The sequence below is a fragment of the Paenirhodobacter hankyongi genome, from assembly GCF_003664585.1.
In the GTDB taxonomy this organism is placed as follows: Bacteria; Pseudomonadota; Alphaproteobacteria; order Rhodobacterales; family Rhodobacteraceae; genus Rhodobacter; species Rhodobacter hankyongi.
In genome coordinates, this window is the sequence record NZ_RCHI01000001.1 from 392,140 (window position 1) to 411,421 (window position 19,282).

Below are 19,282 nucleotides of genomic sequence, written 5' to 3' on the forward strand. Positions count from 1 at the left end.
GCCTTAATCCCTTGGGCAAGAAGGAGCCTCCCCATGCCGCATTTCCTTGCCACCGCCGACGCCGATTTCGAGACCCGCTTCACCGCGCTTCTGGGGATGAAGCGCGAGGACAGCCCCGATGTCGATGCGGCCGTCGCCGCGATCATCGCCGATGTGCGCACGCGCGGCGATGCGGCGGTGATCGAGCTGACCGAGAAATTCGACCGGCTGTCGCTGACCCCGGAAACCCTCGCCTTCTCGCCTGCCGAGATGGAGGCGGAAATCGCCAAGGTGCCGGCGGCCGAGCGTGCCGCACTCGAGCTCGCGGCAGAGCGGATCCGCACCTATCACGCGCGGCAGATGCCGCTGGCCGAGGAACGCTGGAGCGAACCCAACGGCGCCGAGCTTGGCTGGCGCTGGACGCCGGTCTCGGCGGCGGGGCTTTACGTGCCGGGCGGGCTGGCCTCCTATCCGTCCTCGGTGCTGATGAATGCGATTCCGGCCAAGGTCGCCGGGGTCGAGCGGCTGGTCATCGCCTGCCCGACGCCCGGGGGCGCGGTGAATCCGCTCGTGCTGCTCGCGGCGCGGCTTGCGGGCGTCGACACCGTCTACCGCATCGGCGGCGCGCAGGCGATTGCGGCGCTCGCCTATGGCACGGCGACGATCACCCCGGTCGACAAGATCACCGGGCCGGGCAATGCCTTTGTCGCGGCCGCGAAGCGGCGCGTCTTCGGCAAGGTCGGCATCGACATGATTGCCGGCCCCTCCGAGATTCTGGTGATCGCCGACGGCACCGCCAACCCCGACTGGGTGGCGATCGACCTGCTCAGCCAGGCCGAACACGACCAGTCGGCGCAGGCGCTGCTGCTGACCCCCGATGCGGGCTTTGCGAAAGAGGTTGTCGCGGCGCTTGAGAAACGGCTTGCCACGCTTGAGCGGCGTGAGATCGCCGGCGCCAGCTGGCGCGATTTTGGCACCGTCATCGTCACCCGCGACCTGAGCGAGGCGGCGGCGCTGTCGAACCGCGTCGCGCCCGAGCACCTTGAACTTTGCGTCGCCGATCCCGAGGCGCTGAGCGCCGAGATCACCCATGCCGGCGCGATCTTCCTCGGCCAATGGACGCCCGAGGCGATCGGCGATTACGTCGGCGGGCCGAACCACGTGCTGCCCACGGCGCGTTCGGCGCGCTTCTCCTCGGGGCTGAGCGCGATGGACTTCCTCAAGCGCACGACGCTTGCGAGGATGACGCCCGAGGCGCTGCGCGCGATCGGCCCCTCGGCCGAGATCCTCGCCACCTCGGAAAGCCTGCAGGCGCATGGCCTGTCGGTGCGTGCCCGGCTTGACGCGCTGAACTGCGCCGAGGCGCTGAAGGAAGGGGACGCCTGATGGCCCGCATCACCCGTCTCGAGATCGATGATAGCGGCCTGCCGGCCCCCGCCCCGGAAATCGAGCAGGAGCGCCGCGTCGCGGTCTTCGACCTGCTCGAGGACAACAGCTTCACCCTCCCGGGCCGCGACGGCGCCCCGCCGCCCGAGGGCCCCTTCGCGCTGACGCTTGCGGTGCGCGACGGCCGGCTGGTCTTCGACACCGCCACCGAGGCGGGCGAGAAGGTGGCCGAGTTCCACCTCAGCTTCGGCCCGTTCCGGCAGGCGGTGAAGGATTACTTCCAGATCTGCGCCAGCTATTTCGACGCGGTGAAGAAGCTGCCGCCCAGCCAGATCGAGGCAATCGACATGGCCCGGCGGGGCATCCACAACGAAGGCGCGCGGATCTTGCAGGAGCGGCTCGAGGGCAAGGCCGAGCTCGACATCGACACCGCGCGCCGTCTTTTCACTCTCGTCTGTGTTCTTACCCCGGTAAAATGATGGCGTCGCTTCCCCATTCGGTCCTGTTCTGCTGCGACCACAACGCCACGCGTTCGCCGATGGCCGAGGGGATGATGAAGAAGTTCTACGGCCGCGAGGTCTATGTGCAGTCGGTGGGGGTGAAGTCGGATCTGGAGATCGACGGTTTCACCATCGCCGTGTGCCACGAGATCGGCATCGACCTGACGCGCCACCGCGCCCGCGATTTCAACGAGCTGTCGGATTTCGGCGACGAGATCGAATCCTTCGATCTGGTGGTGGCGCTGACGCCGGCCTCGCGCGCGCTGGCCGAAGAGGCGGCGCGGGTGCATCACGTCTCGGTCGAGTATTGGCCGATCAACGACCCGACCGGGGTGGGCGAGGGGCGCGAGGCGCGGCTCGCCGCCTATCGGCTGACCCGCGACCAGATCCGCGCCCATATGGTCGAGCGCTTCGGCCTGCCGAAGCAGCCGATCTGAGGCGCTGTCCCCGCGACGGTTTCGCGCGCCCCGACGTCGGTTGCGGGGTTTGACGCGGGGCCTTGCGCATGCCACATCTCGGTCAGTTCCATCCGACCGGAGTTCGCCCATGCCCCGCGCCGAAGCCCTTGCCACCGTCACCCGCTATTACGAGGCCTTCAACGCCGGCGACACCGCCGCGATGGAGGCACTGATCGCCGATGATTTCGAGCATCACGTGAACGAGGGCGAGATCCGCCGCGGTGCCGAGGCCTTCCGCGCCTTCAACGCCCACATGACGCGCTGCTACCGCGAGCATCTGGCCGATGTCGTGGTGATGGCGAATGACGCGGGCACCCGCGCGGCGGCCGAATTCGTCGTGCATGGCGTCTATCTCGAGACCGACGACGGCCTGCCCGAGGCGCGCGGGCAGAAATACGTGCTGCCGGCCGGCGCCTTCCTCAGCCTGAAGGACGGCCGCATCGCCCGGGTGACGACCTATTACAACCTTTCCGACTGGGTCCGGCAGGTCAGCTGATGGTCGAGGTCTGCAGCCTGACCGGCGCGGCGCTCGACGCGGCGCTTGACGACGTGGCGCGACTGCGCATCGCGGTGTTCCGCGACTGGCCTTACCTTTACGACGGCTCGCTCGACTACGAGCGGCGCTATCTCGAAAGCTATCGCGCCTCGGAGACGGCGGTGGTGGTCGGCGCCTTCGATGGCGCGCGGCTTGTCGGCGCCGCGACCGGCACGCCGCTCGAGGATCACGCCGAGGATTTCGCCGCCCCCTTCGCGGACACCGGGCTGCCGCTCGAGGCGGTCTTCTATTGCGCCGAGTCGGTGCTGCTGCCCGAGTATCGCGGCCATGGCCTCGGCCACGCCTTCTTCGACGCGCGCGAGGCTCATGCCCGCGCCCTCGGCCGCGGCTTTTCCGCCTTCTGCTCGGTGCTGCGGCCAGCCGATCACCCGATGCGGCCCGCGGACTATCGCCCGCTTGACGGGTTCTGGCGCAAGCGCGGCTACGAGCCGATGCCGGGCGTCGTCGCGCGGTTCCGCTGGACCGATCTCGGCGACGGTGAACAGACTGAAAAACCGCTGCAATTCTGGGGGCGAGCGCTGTGAGACATGTGACCGTGGCGGCCGCCGCCTATCCCTTCGATCAGGTCGCCGATGTCGCGCAATGGGCGGCGAAGGTGCGGGCCTGGGTGCAGCAGGCGGTGCTTAAGGGCGCCGATCTGCTGGTCTTTCCCGAATACGCGGCGATGGAGCTTGCGGCGCTTGGCGGGGCGCAGGTCGCGGCCGATCTCGAGGCCGCGCTGAACGAGGTGGTGCGCCACCGCGCCGCGATGGAGGCGACCTTCGAAGGGCTGGCGATCGAGTTCGGGCTGACCATCCTTGCCCCCTCGGGGCCGGTGATCGAGGGCGGGCGGCGGCTGAACCGCGCCACGCTCTTCGGCCCGGCAGGGCGCATCGGTCATCAGGACAAGGCGATGATGACCCGTTTCGAGCGCGAGGAGTGGTCGGTGGAGGCGGGCGCGGGGCTGACCCTCTTCGACACCGCGCTTGGCCGCATCGGCGTGCTGATCTGCTATGACAGCGAATTCCCGCTGCTGGCCCGGGCACTCGCCGAGGCGGGGGCCGAGATCCTGCTTGTCCCGTCCTGCACCGACACCGAGGCGGGCTTCTGGCGGGTGCGCGTGGGCGCCATGGCGCGCGCGCTTGAAAGCCAGTGCGTCGTCGTGCAGGCGCCGACCGTGGGCGAGGCGCTGTGGTGCCCGGCGATCGACGTGAACCGGGGCGCGGCGGCGGTCTATGGCCCCTCGGACACCGGCTGGCCGGCGACCGGCGTGATTGCCGAGGGCGCGATGGACGAGCCCGGCTGGGTCGTCGCCACCGTCGATCTGGATCAGGTCGCCGCGAGTCGTTCGGGCGGCGCCGTGCTGCCCTTCGCGCATTGGCCCGAACAGGCGGCGCAGGCCGCGCGCCTTCACGTCGCACCGGAAAAGCTCCGCGACGCTTGACATTCTCCTTGAATTTTGCCGCTTCACGGCGCATGTATCGCGCGCCCGCGGAATCTGGCGGGTGTGTCTTCAGGAGTGAACATGGCCAAGGAAGAAATGCTCGAATTCCCCGGCGTCGTGAAGGAACTCCTGCCGAACGCGACTTTCCGGGTCGAACTCGAGAACGGCCATGAAATCATCGCGCATATGGCAGGCAAGATGCGGAAGAACCGCATCCGGGTCCTCGCGGGCGACAAGGTTCAGGTGGAAATGAACACCTACGATCTGTCGAAAGGCCGCATCAACTACCGCTTCAAGTGAAGCTGATCCTCGGTTCCGCAAGCCCGCGCCGACGGGAGCTTCTGGGCCAGCTCGGGCTGGTCCCGGACGAGGTGCGCGCGCCCGACATCGACGAGACGCCGCAGCGCGGCGAGCTTGCGCGCGATTACGTCGCGCGGATGGCGCGCGAGAAGGCCGCCGTGCTCGATTGCGCGGCGGACGAGGTGATCCTCACCGCCGACACCACCGTGACCTGCGGCCGGCGCATCCTCGGCAAGCCCGGCGACGCGAAGGAGGCGGCCGAGTTCCTCTGGCTGCTGTCCGGCCGGCGCCATCACGTGCTGACCGCCGTCGCCGTGCGCAGCGCCACCGGCCTGCGCGAGCGGCTGGTCGACACGATCGTGAAATTCCGCCCGCTCTCGAACGCCGAGGTGAACGGCTATCTCGCCTCGGGCGAGTGGCAGGGCAAGGCCGGCGGCTATGCCATCCAGGGCCGCGCCGGCGCTTTCGTGCCCTGGATCCAGGGCTCCTTTACCGGCGTCGTCGGCCTGCCGCTGGCCGAGACCGCGCTGCTTCTGAACGCGGCAGGGGTGAGCGCATGAAGGGCCGCATCGTCGTTTTGGGAGAGCTGCACGGGCTCGAAGCCGCGGCGCTGATGGTCGATGGCCGGCTCGAGGATCTGCTCCTCGACAGCTCGGACGCGGTGACGCTCGCGCCCGGCGCGATCTGCCGCGGCAAGGTCGAGCGGCAGATGAAGGGGCAGGGCGGTGTGTTCCTGCGCCTGCCGGGCGGCGAGAAGGGCTTCCTGCGCGAGGCGCGGGGCCTGACCCCGGGGCAGGGCGTCGTGGTGCAGGTCACCGGCGGCACCGAACCCGGCAAGGCGCTTCCGGTCTCGCTGCGGCTTCTGTTCAAGGGCCGTTACGGCATCGTCACCCCCGGCGCGCCGGGGCTGAACGTCTCGCGCCGGATCCAGGACGAGGATCTGCGCGACGGTCTGCAGGCGATTGCCGCGGTGGTGATGGAGGGCTCCGAGATGGGGCTGATCCTCCGCTCGGCCTGTGCCGAGGCCGAGGAGGGCGAGATCGTCGAGGACATCGCCGCGCTGCGCGAGCTGGCCGAGGCGGTGACCGGCGACAGCACGGGCGAGCCCGAGCTGCTGGTCGATGCGCCGAGCCCGCAGGAAGAGGCCTGGCGCGAATGGGCCGACCCCGCCCCCGAGGAGGTGGTCGAGGGCATGGCAGAGCATGGCGTGCCGGAAGCGGTCGATGCGCTGCTGTCGCCGCGGGTCGATCTGACCGGCGGCGGCCACATGATGATCGAGCCCACCCGCGCGCTGATCGCGGTCGATGTCAACACCGGCGCCGATACCTCGCCGGCCGCCAGCCTCAAGGCGAATATCGCCGCCGCGCGTGAGCTGCCGCGGCAGCTGCGGCTGCGCGGCCTCGGCGGTCAGGTGGTGGTCGATTTCGCACCGATGCCGAAGAAGGACCGCGCCGCGCTGGAACAGCAGCTGCGCGCCGCCTTCAAGGGCGAGGCCGCCGAGACCAGCCTTGCCGGCTGGACCCCGCTCGGTCTTTACGAGCTGGTGCGCAAGCGCGACCGCGTGGCGCTGGCGGCGCTTCTGGAGGGGCGGGCATGAGCTGCCCGATCTGCGGCAAGGAAAGCGCCGAGAAATACCGTCCGTTCTGCTCGAAACGCTGTGCCGACATCGACCTTGCGCGCTGGCTGAACGGGGCCTACGTGATTCCGGGCGATCTGGCCGAGGAAGAGGAGCGCGCCCCCGAAGGTCCGCCCGGCGGGGTCTCCGACCGGCCGCACTGAACCCGGCCAAGCCCCTGAAATGCCCGCCTTTCGGCGGCGAAAGGCCCTCCCGACGGAGGGCCTTTGGGTTTTCAGGGGAGGGGGTGAATTTTCCTGCGCGCGGGACGAAAAAATCCGCAAAATCCTCTGGACAGCCCCCGCCCGCTCCAGTAGGAAGCCCACACCAACGCCGGACTAAACGGCACGGTGCCCAGATAGCTCAGTTGGTAGAGCAGCGGATTGAAAATCCGCGTGTCGCTGGTTCGATTCCGGCTCTGGGCACCACTTGAAACCCCAGTAAATGTTGGCTTAGATGGCTCCGTATCCGATCGCGGCATCTCTGTTTTGCTTGCCTGGGCAACACTGGGGCTACAAAACGCTCGTCCTCGAAGTTCGTAGCGCGGCGACCCGGGCGGTCGTCGCTGCAGCGCACCAGCCTCTGGACATTGCAATGCGGCCGTCTGGATGGACGTTGTATTCTGCCGATGGGAAAGCGATGTCCCACATGGACCGCTTACCTGAGCTTTCCGCGCGTTGTAGATAGCCGTTTTCTCAAACGAGCAGACAGTTGTGCGGAAGAGCCGTGTCCGCGAGGGGCAAGTCACCGGAATCTTGAAAGCGTACCAGGCGGGATTCGGCGCCAAGGGAAACGACCGGAAGCGCGGCATAAGCTGTGCCCGAGCGTTGATCGCGGCTTGGCGCCAGGTCATGCAGGGGGGCGGGGCAAACAGATCGCAACGATCTCGGCTCGAACTGAATAAACAATAATGAACTTTTTGGGGGAAAATCGGTTTTTGTCGCGATTGCCCCCTGCTACATCCGCTACCTTGCTACTTCGGTCCTGGTTGGGAAAAGGAGCGATGGAGCGGATGGAGCAGGGGGAGGCGTGTTCGAATGAGACGCGCCATTGGAATTTAACCCGAGGCCGCGCCGCGCCAGATCTTCCAGGCCTGTTTGCGCGGGACGCCTCCGACCTCCGTGCCTTCAGCCAGTTTCGTGACCCAGCCATGGGCTTCGAGGATCGCGAGGAGAGCCTTGAGCCGCTTGGTCTCACGGAGGCGGTTCGGGCCATACTGGACAAGGTCGCGCACGGTGATCATGTCCGCCTCCCACCGCTCCTGCAGCCAGCGCCGCAGCTCTTCGGCGTTGCTGGTTTCGACGGAGATGGCGCTGGCGTCGCTCAGGCGTTTCGCCTCATAGAGGTCGTAACGGGCGAGCGTGATGCCGTGCTCCATCATCTGCACGTTGACCACTTGGGCCTGCAGGTCCTCCCACAGGGTCAGCACCGCAGCGATGCGCGCCGCCTGCTCGGGCGACTTGCTGGCAGCGGCGCGCATCGTATCCAGGTCGCCGCCTCGGCTTGGGCGCGCTCGATCTCCTCATTATACAGATGCAGGCATTCGACGCCATCTTCCGCCATGCGGAGCTGGCGCGGATCCAATTCCTGCCGATGGTTCCCCGTCGGCAGGGCGACGCTCAGAACCTCGGTCAGGCGTTTCTTGAAATCCGCGACGGCTTCATGGCTTTCGGGGGCCGAACCGCGTTTCAGGCGATGTCCGATCCGGCTGACCGGCTGGGTGATCAGGAAACGGGCAAGAAAGCCCTGACCATTCGCGACCGGATTGCCCAGCAGGGACATGGCGACGACGGGCTGGACCATCAGGTGCATCGACAGGCGGCGCCCGCGATAAGTCTGCACACCATCGCCCGCGCGCGTCCGATCGACCGGTTTTCCGTCCCAGAGGTTCGAGAGGCCCGCCATGGTCTTGACGACGTTCTCGGGATTCATGGCGTAGCCGCCAAGAAAGGCACCCCCTTCGTCCGAGTAGATACCCAGTGCCGGGCGCGAAATCTCCATCTGTTTGAGAAGCCCCTCGAGGGTGGGGCCCATTGCCGTCAGGTTCGGATGCAGCGGGGGCAGCGGTTCCTCCCCCATCGCCTGCAGCTCGACCGTCGCCTTGCCCGCCTTTTCGGCGGATGCACCGGCGACAACGGTGAGCAGGCGTTTGCATTTCGCGGTCCAGCTCTGCAGATCGCGTTTATATGCCGCCATATCTGCGCGGTATTTGACAGCTTCCTTTTCTTCGTGCTCGCGCACCCCCGCCATCAACAGCCGATCGCAGGTGCTTTTGCGCTCGCCGCTCTCGGCGATCGTCAGGCAATAGAGCGAGCAGGGCGACGACCCGGCCAAGGTTTCGACATTGGCGAAGCTCTGCACCACCAGCGCGACGATGGACAGGGCCGACTGGGCCGCGATGGCGGGCGGCGCCTGGGTGATGTCGGCAACGGCCTTCACGACGTTTTGCAGCGGCCCGAGCGCCTCCAGCGGGTAGGGCGCCCCTTGCGGGATCTCGCGCATCAGCGGTTGCGGCGCGTCGATCTGGAACGGGGGGGGGCCAGCTTGGTCATCACATGCCCGCCTTTTGCGTCATCAGGACGTCGTTCCAGTCCAGACCATCCGGGGCCTTTGCCAGGCTGGCCTTCCAGCCGTTGAAGGTGGCGCGCTCCGCAAGTTTGTGGGCGGCCAGCTTCCCCGCGTCATCGCCTTCGCGGGGTTCACCTGCGCCTTTCGATAATGCGTGTCGCCCGGCATCAGATAGGTGCGATGCACGGCGAAGGACTGTGCGCTATCGATCCGCGCAATCATCGCCGGCAGGCGCTTCCCGGTCGAATGCCAGCATTCGCGGACGAAGCGCAGCGTATCCGGCAGGTCGCAGGTGACGCCGCGCCCGCGCAGATAGCTTTCGGCGGGGCTGCCTTCGATCGCGATGCCGGCATCCCAGATCGCACGCGCCTGCCGCGCGCGCTTCTCGTCCTTGGTGGTCCGGAGCGTCGCACGTTGAGCCGACAGGATCGGATCGACGTCGCGGCCGAAGTCTTGGGTGTCGAAACCGCGCGCCTTGAGCGCGGCCATGACAGCCTCGAAGTTGCAGCCGGAATGGCAATAGGCGAGGAGCCGACCATCGTCGCCTTGCTTGAGGCTCAAGGCCGGCGTGTTCTTGTTGGGGTGCGCGGGGCAGAATGCCAGGCCGTGGGTCCCGTACCAGTGGCCGCCCCGCGTTTGGTAAGTTTCTGCGCATGATGGGCGCGGGGGAAGCGGAGATTGCTCATTTGACGAACCTTCATTGTTTGAAATGAAGGCGGCATGCGTGTAGTCTTCAGGTGCAACGCTAAAAACCGAACGCCGCCGCCTCCAAATGGGGCGGCGGCTTCTTAGTTGGTGTGGCGGCGCGCCTTGGCCGCCTCGATGACAGCGAAGATCTCGGACTTCGGCCAGCGCGAGAGCGCCCCGAGCTTCAGCGGCTTGGGCACCGTCCCATCCGACACGCGGCGCAGGAAGGTGGGGTAGCTGACGCCAAGGATGACGGCGGCTTCGCGGCCGGCGATGAGCGGGTCGATCGCGGTGTTCGCGACGCGATCCGGTTGTTGAGTGTTGAGGTCCATCTATCAGTCCTTTCGGTGCCTGCTGGCCGTAGCCAACGGTTGGAGAGGATTGATTCGTACTGGCAATGAGATGGGACAGTGCCCCGGGTGTCCCACATTTATCTTTGCACGGTGCTCAGGACCGACGCCGGTGTATGGACGCTCGCGGTCGTCGGATGGGCACATGAGAAACGCTTAGGGGTGTTCGGCCCCAAGCTGCGGTGCGTTCGAATGGATTTTTCGCGTAGCCGTCGGAACGAAAATCCTGACCGAGTGGCCATGCTCTCGACCTTCGCGCAGGCCAAATGGGCCCACACGAACCTCGGGACGGCTGTCTAGGTCTCGTCGGGCAATCCGTATAGCGGGCGCAAAGAAACCGGAACCGGCGCGGTGAGATCCCACTGAACCGTCATCGGGTTCTCCCCCTCCCATCCCGCAAAACGCAGCTGTCCCGCATAGCGGAAGGGGGCGCCGCGGCCATCGCGCAGCTTGGATTTGCGCAAGAAGAGATGCACCGTCCATCCGGGCTCCGCGCCCGACAGAATGCGCCCGCGCAGGCTGTCACGCCGCGTGCTGGTCTGGCTTTGCCAAACGAACCGCGTCGGGGTGGTGAAATGATCCGTGTAATGGCCGCCGACCGAAAGGCTGCCCTTGTCGAGCGTCACCAGTAGCACCATCGCCCGCGCCTCTTTCAGGGTGACGATGCCGGCATTCCAGGCCCCGGTGTTGAACACGGCCCCGAAAAGCGGCGCGATCGCCTCGCGGGGGTAGTCTTGCCAAAGTGCCGGTGTGCGGGGCTGCGGTGCCGGAGCCGGGGTCCATGGTGCCGCTGCCCCTTCTTCCGCGGCCTCTGCGAACAAGGTTGTTTCGGGGAGGTCATAGACCAGATCGCGCGATTGGAAATGGCGCGCGAGCCGCCAATCCACCAGTTCCGCGGCGAGATCGCGGAGCACCGCGCCCGAGGATGTCTCGAAGGTGGTCTCGAACGCACCCGGACCAAGCCGGAACCAGGCCGTCTCGGCAAGAATTTTCAATGGCTGTGCCAGAAGCAGATTGCGCAGTGCGGCTTCGTCCGTGAGGGCGACGTTCAAATCGGCGCTGATCTGCGGGTTGCGTTTGGCCTGCGACGCGATCCGTGCGGTCAAGTCGGCAAGGGAGATCCGCCCCGGAAAGGCGCCGGCCTCGATCATCGCGCGCAAGACCAGCATCTTGTCGCTGCGGGTCATGCGGGTGGTCTCGATCTCGTCGAGGAGGGCTTGATGCGCGTGCCAAACCGCCTGTTCCGTGGCGCTCAGATCGCCCATCTCGGCGACGAGACCGAGCCAGCCTTGTACCCCGGTGCGCGCAGGGTTGAAGCCGGCATGAGCCACTTCCGAAGCGGTGGGGCGGGTGCCGTGGCGGTCGCGGAAGTCGCGATAGAAGGCGATCAGTTCTTCGCCATCGCGGGGGATGCGGATCAGGGCGCGCAGAATGTCGAGGGCTTCGAGGTCGTAGGTCACCTCGCAGCCGGCGGGAAAGCTGGTCTCTTGGTCGACGAACCGCTCGAGCGAGAGGCGCAGCGCGCCGTCACCCGCACCGGCGCGCAGAAGCGTGCGCAGCTTGGTCAGGAAGATGCGATGATTGCCGATATAGTCGATCACCGCCAGATGGGTCTTGCCCGCCGCGCGGCGCAGGCCCCGGCCGAGTTGCTGCAACCAGATCACAGGGCTTTCGGTCGGGCGCAGCATCAGCACCGTGTCGATGGCGGGCACGTCCACCCCTTCGTTGAACATGTCGACGGCGAAAACGATGTCGAGCTTGCCGTCTGCCAGCGCCTCGAGCGCGCTGGCACGCGGCGCCGAGCTTTCGCCCGAATGCACCGCGACGGCGCGCAGACCCCGCTCGGTGGCGAAACGTGCCATGAAATCGGCGTGGCGTCGCGAGACGCAAAAGCCGATGGTCTTGCTGCCGCCGCGCCTGGCAAGCTGGTCAAGCGCGTTCTCCGCCCGGGCGCGGGTGGCGAGCGCCTCGGTGAGCGCGGCCTCGTCGAAGCGGCCGCTGCGCCAGGGGATTTGCGCATATTCGACCGGATCTGGAACCCCGAAATAGTGAAACGGTGCCAAGAGCTTGCGGTCGATCCCGGACCAGAGATCGCAGTCGTAGGCGAGGTTTTCCTCGCACAGCCCCAAAAGATCGCCGCCATCGCTGCGGTCGGGCGTGGCGGTCAGGCCGAGCAGGAACCGTGGGGTGAAATGAGCCAGCAGCCGGCGATAGGTGGCGGCGGCGGCGTGATGGAATTCGTCGATGACGATGTAGTCAAAAGCCTGGGGGTCGAACCGGGAAAGATGCGAGCTGCGGGCCAGCGTCTGCACCGAGGCGAACAGGATCTCGGCCTCGGGGTCGCGGTCGTCGCCACTATAGCGCCCCATCCGCGCCTGTGGCCGCACCGTCCGAAACGCCGCCATCGCCTGCGTCAGGATCTCCTCGCGATGCGCCACGAAGAGCACCCGTCGCGCGTCGAGGCTGTCGAAGGCGGCAAGGTAGGTCTTGCCAAGACCTGTGGCCAGAACCACCAGCCCGGCACCGTAGCCCTTGTCCCGCGTGGCCTGCAGCGCGGCGAGGGCCTCGCGCTGAACCGCGTGTGGCTCGGGCAGCGGCTCCGTCGGTTCCTCCGGCGTGCCGCTTTGCTCTGGTCGAGGGGCGATCCGGCGCGCTTCGTAGGCGTCGATCCAATCGGGCGTCAGATCTGTCACTTCGGGGCGATTCAAAAGCGCCGCGAAACCAGCGCGGGCTGCGGCGAGGGGCGCGGTGTCGTGGCGATCGAACTGGCGCAGGTTCCACTCGACCCCGTCGGTCAGGGCAGATTTCGACAGGTTCGAGGAACCGACGATCAGCGCCCCGGATCTGTCCTTGAACGTGAAAAGCCAGGCTTTCGGATGAAAGGGCACCCGGGAGGCCCGAAACACGAACAGGTGCCGCGCGCCGGTGAGATCGGTCAGCAGACGCAGCGCCGCGGGTTCGGTCACATCGAGGTAATCCCCGGTCAGCACCCGCAGCCGTCCGCCGCGGGAAAGCAGGTCTTGCAGATGCGGCAGCACCAGGCGCACGCCCGAGGTCATCAGGAAGGAGACCGACAGGTCCACCGCCGTCGATTGATCGATCAGCGGCCGAAGGTGGGCGTGCAGGGCATCGTCGCTGCCCGAAATCAGGGCGCGGTCATGTGGAAGACCGGGCAAAGGGTCCGGCCGCGCGCAGGGCGGCGGATCGAGACGAAAATGCACATGATTTTCTCCCTCGATCAGCGTCACCGGGACGACAGCCTCGCCGGATGCCAGCAGGTCTTGCGTGGCACCGATTCGCGCGGCAACGGCGGCCTGGTCGCCGGGCGAGAGATCGCGCCAGCGCGCGACATGGAGGCGCGGCGCGAGCAGAAGCCCGGCCCCGTTCTGGATAACCATGCTTTGTGCCTCGCAGGCGACGACGCGGCGCATCGGAGCGTCGCAGATCGGGCACCCCTCGGCATCCGGGGCGTTCTCCGCGTTGGGGCTGCCTTCGCTCATCGCCGTTTCACCAGAAGATTCACCCAGGTCTCTGCCTCCCTCTCCGGGCGGCAATCGCGCGTCTGCCACATATCGGGCCGCCCGAGGCCGCCGCAGTCGTTCAGGAGGTGCGTATCGCGCTCCAAGCCCGCCCCCGCATCGAGAATGCGCAAAGCGCTGGTTGCCCCGGTTGGGGGCATCGGCAGTGTGGCCAGGAACCGGTGCCGCAGCGCCGACATGTCCACCGCCACCGTCGCCGCGACAAATTCAACCGCATGGGTTTCGTAATAGTCGGCTTCGGACATCCGAAACTCCGCAGGGCCTGCGCGCAAAGCTGTTCCTCGGTCGCCCGCCGAAGGCCGGGCATCGGGCCTCGCGGGTGATAAAAACTCCCCCGAGTTCTTCCAGGTTTGGCACCATCCGTCCAGAGCCCGGCCTCGCGTCGCGGCGCCGGGCAACGGATCATTGCGCGTGTTGGTATTGCGGGGCTCGTTTCGGCGCTCTACTCTCCCACAACCCTTTTCTATTGCACGGGCTTGATGGCGTTACCGAATTTCATACGGCTAAGGAGAGAGGACACGACCCCTATCTTGCAGCGGTGTCTTTCGGTGGATCTCGAGGTCGATCCGAAAACGGGCAAGATTTTCGACATGGCGGCGGTGCGGTTCGGCAACGGCCCCGCCGTCGTTGCGCCGAAAGGGGAGATCGGCCGGGGGCTTGAGACGCTCGAGGCGGCGCTTGGAAAATCGCAGCACATCCTTGGCCACAATATCCTGCGCCACGATATCGCGCATCTGCTGGCGGCGCGGCCCCGGCTGATCGAAAAGATGGCCGCACCGATCGACACGCTCTGGCTCAACCCCCTGGCCTTTCCGCGCAACCCCTATCATCATCTGGTGAAGCACTATCACGACGGGCGCTTGCAGGCGGGGCATGTGAACGACCCGGAACTGGATGCACGGCTGGTGTTCGAGGTGCTGGAAAACCAGATCAAGGCACTGACCGAGCTGAACGCGGTCTCGCCCGACACTCTGCTCGCCTATCACTATCTCGCCACCCGGACGGACCGCTCCGCGGGGTTCGATGCCGTTTTCACCGAGATCCGCCGCGCCCCCGCGCCCGACCGGGCGGCGGCGCTGGTGGCGATCCGGTCGCTGCTTCAGGGCAAGGCCTGTGGCGCGCGGATCGGCCCCGCGCTCGAGAGGCTCGCGGACCCTCAAGCGGGCTGGCCGATGGCCTATGCGCTGGCGTGGATTTCGGTTGCGGGCGGGGACTCGGTGATGCCGCCTTGGGTGCGCGCGGCCTTTCCGCAAGCCGCGCTGATCGTGCGCGATCTGCGCGACACGGCCTGCGGCGATCCGGCCTGCCGCTGGTGCGCCGAGCGCAACGATCCGGTGGGGGCGTTGAAGAAGTGGTTCGGCTTTCCGGCCTTCCGGCCTGAGCCGGCCGACAGCGCGGGGCGGCCCTTGCAAGAGGCCATCGTGGCGCAAAGCATGGGCCATGGGCATGTGCTTGGCATCCTGCCCACCGGCACCGGCAAATCGGTCTGCTATCAGGTGCCCGCGCTCAGCCTCTACGATAAGATCGGCGCGCTGACGGTGGTGATCTCGCCCCTCGTCGCGCTGATGGCCGATCAGGTGCAGGGGATGGAGCGCGCGGGAATTTCCGCGGCGGTCACCGTCAACGGCATGCTCTCGATGCCCGAACGGCAGGATGCGCTTGACCGGGTGCGGCTGGGCCAGGCGGCAATCTTGTTGATTTCGCCCGAGCAATTGCGATCGGTCTCGGTCCGCTCGGTGTTGAAGCAACGCGAGGTAGGGCTTTGGGTGCTCGACGAGGCGCATTGCGTGTCGAAATGGGGCCATGATTTCCGCCCCGATTATCGCTACATCGGCCGCTTCATCCGCGAATTCACCGGCGATGCCCCGCCCGCGCCGGTGCTCTGCCTCACCGCGACTGCCAAGCCCGAGGTGGTGCGCGACATCACCGCGCATTTCCGCGACCGTCTGGGCGTGGAGCTCGCGCTCTTCGATGGCGGGGCGACGCGCACCAACCTCACCTTCGCCGTGCGCCCGACCAATCGAGGCGCGAAGCTGGGCGATATTCTCAGCGTGATCGCCGAGCATCTGCCCGAGGGCGAGACCTCCGGCGCCGTGGTCTATTGCGCGACGCGCGCCGAGACCGAGCGGGTGGCGGCCTTCCTGAAAGTTCAGGGGCTTGCGGCCGAGCATTTCCACGCGGGCCTCACCCCCGACGACAAGCAGTCGGTGCAGGAACGCTTTCGTGTGGGCGATCTGCGGGTGATTGCCGCCACCAATGCCTTTGGGATGGGGATCGACAAGCCCGATATCCGGCTGGTGGTCCATGCCGACATTCCCGGCTCGCTGGAAAACTACCTGCAAGAGGCGGGGCGCGCCGGGCGTGACCGGGCGCCCGCCAATTGCGTGCTGCTTTACCATTCCGACGATGTCGAGCGGCAGTTCACGCTCACCGCCCGCTCGCGCCTTTCGCAACACGAGATCGGAGCGATCCTGAAAGCCCTGCGCCGGATCGACGAGCATTCCCGCAACAGTGGCCTGGTGGTGGCGACGGCAGGCGAGATCGTGCGCGAGGAAAAGGACCAGGAGTTCACCCGCGACAGCGCCACCGACGACACAAGGGTGAAGACCGCCGTTTCCTGGTTGGAGGAAGCCGCGCTTCTGGCGCGCGAGGAAAACCGGGTCCAGGTGCTTCCCTCTTCGCTGCTGGTGCGCACCCTGGCCGAGGCCGAAGCGCGTCTGAAGGGGGTTGAGATCACCGAGACGCGGCGACAACAGCTTTTGTCGATCGTGCGCCATGTGATGAACACGCCCCCCGATCAGGGCATCACCACCGACGAGCTGACCGGGATCAGCGGGCTGACGCATCGGGCGCTGGCCAAGGCGATGGCCGATCTTGAAACCCTTGGCATTGCGCGCAACGACATTGCGATCACCGTTTCGGTGCATGTCGGGATCGAGAATGCCTCGGCCCCGCGGCTGGCGCGGGCGATGCGGCTGGAAAAGGCGCTGATCGCGCAGATGCGCGAGATGGCGCCCGAGGCCGATGTGGGCGAGGGCGCGGCGCTTGATCTGGCGGCGGCAAGCCAGATCCTGCGCGGCGAGGGGCATGCGGAGGCAAGCCCGCACGGGATCGACCGGCTCTTGCGCAGCATCGCGCGCGACGGGCGCGACAGCGATGGCGGCATGGGCAATATCCGGCTGCGCAAGCTTTCGGCGAAAACGCTCGAAGTGGTGCTGCAACGCTCTTGGCGGGTGGTGGAGCAGACCGCCGCGCTGCGCTGGATGGCGGCGGAAAAACTGCTCGAGTTTCTGATTTCCAGGGTCCCGGCGGGATTGAGAGGCAAGGATCTTCAGGTCGATACGACGATCGGCGATCTGCTTTCGGCGCTGGGGGGCGATGCGCTGATTGCAGCGTCGGGCGTGAAGGACATGACCAAGCTCATGGAGCGCGCGCTGTTGTGGCTGCACGAGCAGCAGGTGCTGACGCTTGGCAAGGGGCTGACGGTGTTCCGCTCGGCGATGACGATCCACCTCAAGCCGGGGCGCGCGGGCTTCACGAAAAAGGACTTCCTGCCGCTGGAAGAACATTACCGCGAGCAGACGCTGCAAACCCATGTGATGGCCGCCTATGCGGAAAAGGGACTGACACGGATCGACGAGGCGGTGCGCCTGTCGGAGGAGTATTTTGCCTTCGATCAGGACCGGTTCTTGCAACGCTGGATGCCCGGCCGCGGGGTCGAGCTGCGGCGCCAGACGACCGGCAAGGCGTGGAAGCAGATCGTCGATGACCTCGGCAACCCGGTGCAGCAGGAGATCGTCGCCGACGACCGCGAGGAAACGAACGTGCTGGTTCTGGCGGGGCCCGGTTCGGGCAAGACGCGGGTTCTGGTGCATCGCATCGCCTATCTGTTGCGGGTGAAGCGCGAGGATCCGCGCGGCATTCTGGTGCTGACCTACAACCGCCACGCCGCCGCCGAGATTCGCGCCCGCCTGCGCCACCTGGTCGGCGATGAGGCCGCGCGCGTCACCGTTTCGACCTGTCACGCGCTGGCGATGCGGCTGGTGGGCGCCAGTTTCGCGGGCTCTCATGCCGAGGCCCGCGATTTCGACGCGGTGCTTTACGAGGCCGTGCGGCAAATCAACGGCGAGGGCCTGAGCCGCTCCGAGGCCGAGGCGCAACGCGAGGCGCTCATTCAGGGCTATCGCTGGATTCTGGTCGATGAATATCAGGACATCGGCCCCGGCGAATATGCGCTGATCGCCGCCGTCGCCGGGCGCTCGCTCGAGGATCCCGATCAGCGTCTGAGCCTGTTCGCGGTGGGCGACGACGATCAGAATATCTACGCCTTCACCGGAGCCTCGATTTCCTTCATCCGCCAATTCGAGGAAGACTATCGCGCCAAGCCCAAGTTCCTGACCGAGAATTACCGCTCGACCCGGCATATCATCGATGCGTCGAACCAGGTCATCGCCCCCGCGCGCGGCCGGATGAAGGCGGCTCATCCGATCACCGTGGACAAGATGCGCAGCCTCGATCCGGGCGGGGGCATGATGGCGGGGGTCGATCCGGTCGGTCAGGGGCGGGTGCAGTTTCTCGATGTGGCGGGCGACGACACGGCGCAGGCAGTGGCGGCGTTGGACGAGCTGGTGCGGATCGCGCGGCTTGATCCGGGGTTTTCCTGGGCACGCTGCGCGATCATCTCGCGCGATTGGCGCAGGCTCGGTCCGGTGCGAGCCTATGCCGAAAAGCTGGGCCTGCCGGTCGAGATGGCGAACGAAAAGCTGCCCAGCATCTGGCGGCTGCGCGAAATGCAGCGCCTTGTGGCGGGGCTGCGGCAACGCCCGGCGGCGATGCTGGGCATACAGGACATCCTTGACACGCTGAACGCGCAGCCCTCGACGCGCTGGGTCGATCTGATCGCCGAGGGTGTCGCCGATCTGGCGCGGGAACTGGGCAAGAAGACGATCCCGGTGCCAGATGCCATCGAATGGCTGGCCGAATGGGCGCAGGACATCCGCGGCGCGCAACGGGGGCTTTTGCTTTTGACTGCCCATCGCGCGAAGGGGCTCGAATTCGACCATGTGGTGATCCTGAACGGCGGTTGGAAGACGCTCTCGAAAGGCGAAGACGGCGAGGCGCCGCGGCGGCTTTTCTACGTCGCGATGACCCGCGCGCGGCGCAGCCTTGCGGTGGTGACGCAGGGCGCGCATGCCTTTGTCGAGGCCGACAGCGAATGCGAAATGCTGCGCAAGATCGGGGTGCCGGCGCGCCAGGATCTTCCCGAACCCGACCAGTATCAGCTTCCCGACATGGGCTCGGTCGATCTCTCCTTTGCCGGGCGGTTGCCCGAGACGAACCCGACCCTGGCCGCGATTGCGGGTGCCAAGGTGGAGGATCCGGTGACGCTTTCTGCGCGTGAGGGGAAATGGATGATCCTTGACGGTCGGGGCCGGGTGCTCGGCCGGATGGCAGGAAACTGGGCCCCGCCCGAGGGAACTTCACTGGTGTCGGGCAAGGTTGGCGCGGTGGTGCGCTGGCGCAAGTCGGACAACGAGGACCGGTATCAGCCCTATATGAAACGCGAGGAATGGGAGACGATCCTGCCGGAATTCGTATTTCGAAAGACCGGGGCGGCCCCGAGCTTCTGAACGTCACCCGGACGTTTGGCTGGTCCTCGCGCCGACCGTGCGCAGCATGAAAATCGCGAACCTCTCCCACATCGCAAGCCATTGCCTGGTGCCCTTCAGCGTCGGGCACGACCGTCCGAAAAGGGCAGTGAGCGCGTCTCGCCGCGCCCACTTAGACGGCAGCTTCGGGGGGCGCGGTCGACTGACGGCAATGGGCGGGATGCCGTTGAAAAACTCGTCGGCGATCTGCTCCTTGGGGTGATGATGCAGGGGATTTCGGGGGATTTTCTGCAAGCCTGACGCCCACATGAT

General features: G+C 66.7%; 16 protein-coding genes, 1 tRNA gene and 2 pseudogenes. 12 read left to right on the top strand and 7 right to left on the bottom strand.

All coding sequences use genetic code 11. From position 1 onward, the window contains the following. The first annotated feature begins 33 nt into the window (after positions 1 to 33). From hisD to DYS74_RS01875, 11 genes are all read left to right on the top strand, one after another. The gene (gene hisD, locus DYS74_RS01825) at positions 34 to 1,365 is read left to right on the top strand and encodes a histidinol dehydrogenase (protein ID WP_121530441.1); all 1,332 of its coding nucleotides are present in this window, start codon (positions 34 to 36) and stop codon (positions 1,363 to 1,365) included. Beyond that, the gene (locus DYS74_RS01830; protein ID WP_121530442.1) at positions 1,365 to 1,844 is read left to right on the top strand and encodes a UPF0262 family protein; all 480 of its coding nucleotides are present in this window, start codon (positions 1,365 to 1,367) and stop codon (positions 1,842 to 1,844) included. The genes hisD and DYS74_RS01830 overlap by 1 nt, the downstream gene beginning before the upstream one ends. After that, positions 1,841 to 2,302, top strand: a complete 462-nt coding sequence (locus DYS74_RS01835) for an arsenate-mycothiol transferase ArsC (RefSeq protein ID WP_121530443.1) — start codon at positions 1,841 to 1,843, stop codon at positions 2,300 to 2,302. The genes DYS74_RS01830 and DYS74_RS01835 overlap by 4 nt, the downstream gene beginning before the upstream one ends. A 109-nt stretch (positions 2,303 to 2,411) precedes the next feature. Continuing rightward, the gene (locus DYS74_RS01840; protein WP_121530444.1) at positions 2,412 to 2,819 is read left to right on the top strand and encodes a ketosteroid isomerase-related protein; all 408 of its coding nucleotides are present in this window, start codon (positions 2,412 to 2,414) and stop codon (positions 2,817 to 2,819) included. Beyond that, complete coding sequence (locus DYS74_RS01845; RefSeq protein ID WP_121530445.1) at positions 2,819 to 3,403, top strand: GNAT family N-acetyltransferase; 585 nt, start codon at positions 2,819 to 2,821, stop codon at positions 3,401 to 3,403. The genes DYS74_RS01840 and DYS74_RS01845 overlap by 1 nt, the downstream gene beginning before the upstream one ends. 5 nt (positions 3,404 to 3,408) lie before the next feature. Then, positions 3,409 to 4,302: a carbon-nitrogen hydrolase family protein gene (locus DYS74_RS01850; protein WP_121530477.1), complete on the top strand. Its 894-nt coding sequence runs from the start codon at positions 3,409 to 3,411 to the stop codon at positions 4,300 to 4,302. Between the two features lie 81 nt (positions 4,303 to 4,383). Further along, complete coding sequence (gene infA / locus DYS74_RS01855; RefSeq protein ID WP_036636451.1) at positions 4,384 to 4,602, top strand: translation initiation factor IF-1; 219 nt, start codon at positions 4,384 to 4,386, stop codon at positions 4,600 to 4,602. Next, the gene (locus DYS74_RS01860; RefSeq protein ID WP_121530446.1) at positions 4,599 to 5,162 is read left to right on the top strand and encodes a Maf family protein; all 564 of its coding nucleotides are present in this window, start codon (positions 4,599 to 4,601) and stop codon (positions 5,160 to 5,162) included. The genes infA and DYS74_RS01860 overlap by 4 nt, the downstream gene beginning before the upstream one ends. Next, positions 5,159 to 6,199 carry a ribonuclease E/G gene (locus DYS74_RS01865; protein WP_121530447.1) on the top strand — a complete coding sequence of 347 codons (1,041 nt, stop codon included), beginning with the start codon at positions 5,159 to 5,161 and terminating at the stop codon, positions 6,197 to 6,199. Before DYS74_RS01860 ends, DYS74_RS01865 begins: the two co-directional genes overlap by 4 nt. After that, positions 6,196 to 6,381 carry a DNA gyrase inhibitor YacG gene (locus DYS74_RS01870; RefSeq protein ID WP_121530448.1) on the top strand — a complete coding sequence of 62 codons (186 nt, stop codon included), beginning with the start codon at positions 6,196 to 6,198 and terminating at the stop codon, positions 6,379 to 6,381. Before DYS74_RS01865 ends, DYS74_RS01870 begins: the two co-directional genes overlap by 4 nt. 188 nt (positions 6,382 to 6,569) lie before the next feature. Next, positions 6,570 to 6,645: transfer RNA gene (locus DYS74_RS01875), tRNA-Phe, on the top strand. A 629-nt stretch (positions 6,646 to 7,274) separates the two neighbouring features. Here DYS74_RS01875 and DYS74_RS01885 read toward each other — a convergent pair. The 6 genes and pseudogenes from DYS74_RS01885 to DYS74_RS01905 form a co-directional block, all read right to left on the bottom strand. Next, positions 7,275 to 8,719: pseudogene (locus DYS74_RS01885) on the bottom strand (YfjI family protein). Positions 8,720 to 8,768: 49 nt separating this feature from the next. After that, positions 8,769 to 8,888 carry a hypothetical protein gene (locus DYS74_RS19100; RefSeq protein ID WP_121530478.1) on the bottom strand — a complete coding sequence of 40 codons (120 nt, stop codon included), beginning with the start codon at positions 8,886 to 8,888 and terminating at the stop codon, positions 8,769 to 8,771. Positions 8,889 to 8,905: 17 nt separating this feature from the next. Continuing rightward, positions 8,906 to 9,274: pseudogene (locus DYS74_RS19170) on the bottom strand (DUF7146 domain-containing protein); the annotation flags it as partial. A gap of 299 nt (positions 9,275 to 9,573) precedes the next feature. Next, the gene (locus tag DYS74_RS01895; protein WP_121530451.1) at positions 9,574 to 9,804 is read right to left on the bottom strand and encodes a helix-turn-helix transcriptional regulator; all 231 of its coding nucleotides are present in this window, start codon (positions 9,802 to 9,804) and stop codon (positions 9,574 to 9,576) included. A 314-nt stretch (positions 9,805 to 10,118) separates the two neighbouring features. Beyond that, complete coding sequence (locus tag DYS74_RS01900; RefSeq protein WP_245965163.1) at positions 10,119 to 13,322, bottom strand: DUF3427 domain-containing protein; 3,204 nt, start codon at positions 13,320 to 13,322, stop codon at positions 10,119 to 10,121. Further along, entirely contained in the window at positions 13,319 to 13,606 is a 288-nt protein-coding gene (locus tag DYS74_RS01905) for a hypothetical protein (RefSeq protein WP_121530452.1), read from the bottom strand. The genes DYS74_RS01900 and DYS74_RS01905 overlap by 4 nt, the downstream gene beginning before the upstream one ends. A gap of 345 nt (positions 13,607 to 13,951) precedes the next feature. On the opposite strand from DYS74_RS01905, the gene DYS74_RS01910 reads away from it, so the two are divergent. After that, positions 13,952 to 18,991, top strand: a complete 5,040-nt coding sequence (locus DYS74_RS01910; RefSeq protein WP_183077429.1) for a RecQ family ATP-dependent DNA helicase — start codon at positions 13,952 to 13,954, stop codon at positions 18,989 to 18,991. 3 nt (positions 18,992 to 18,994) lie between these two features. On the opposite strand, the gene DYS74_RS18780 is transcribed toward DYS74_RS01910, so the two are convergent. Then, the coding region (locus DYS74_RS18780) for a hypothetical protein (RefSeq protein ID WP_220668809.1) at positions 18,995 to 19,282 on the bottom strand (288 nt) is incomplete at its 5' end.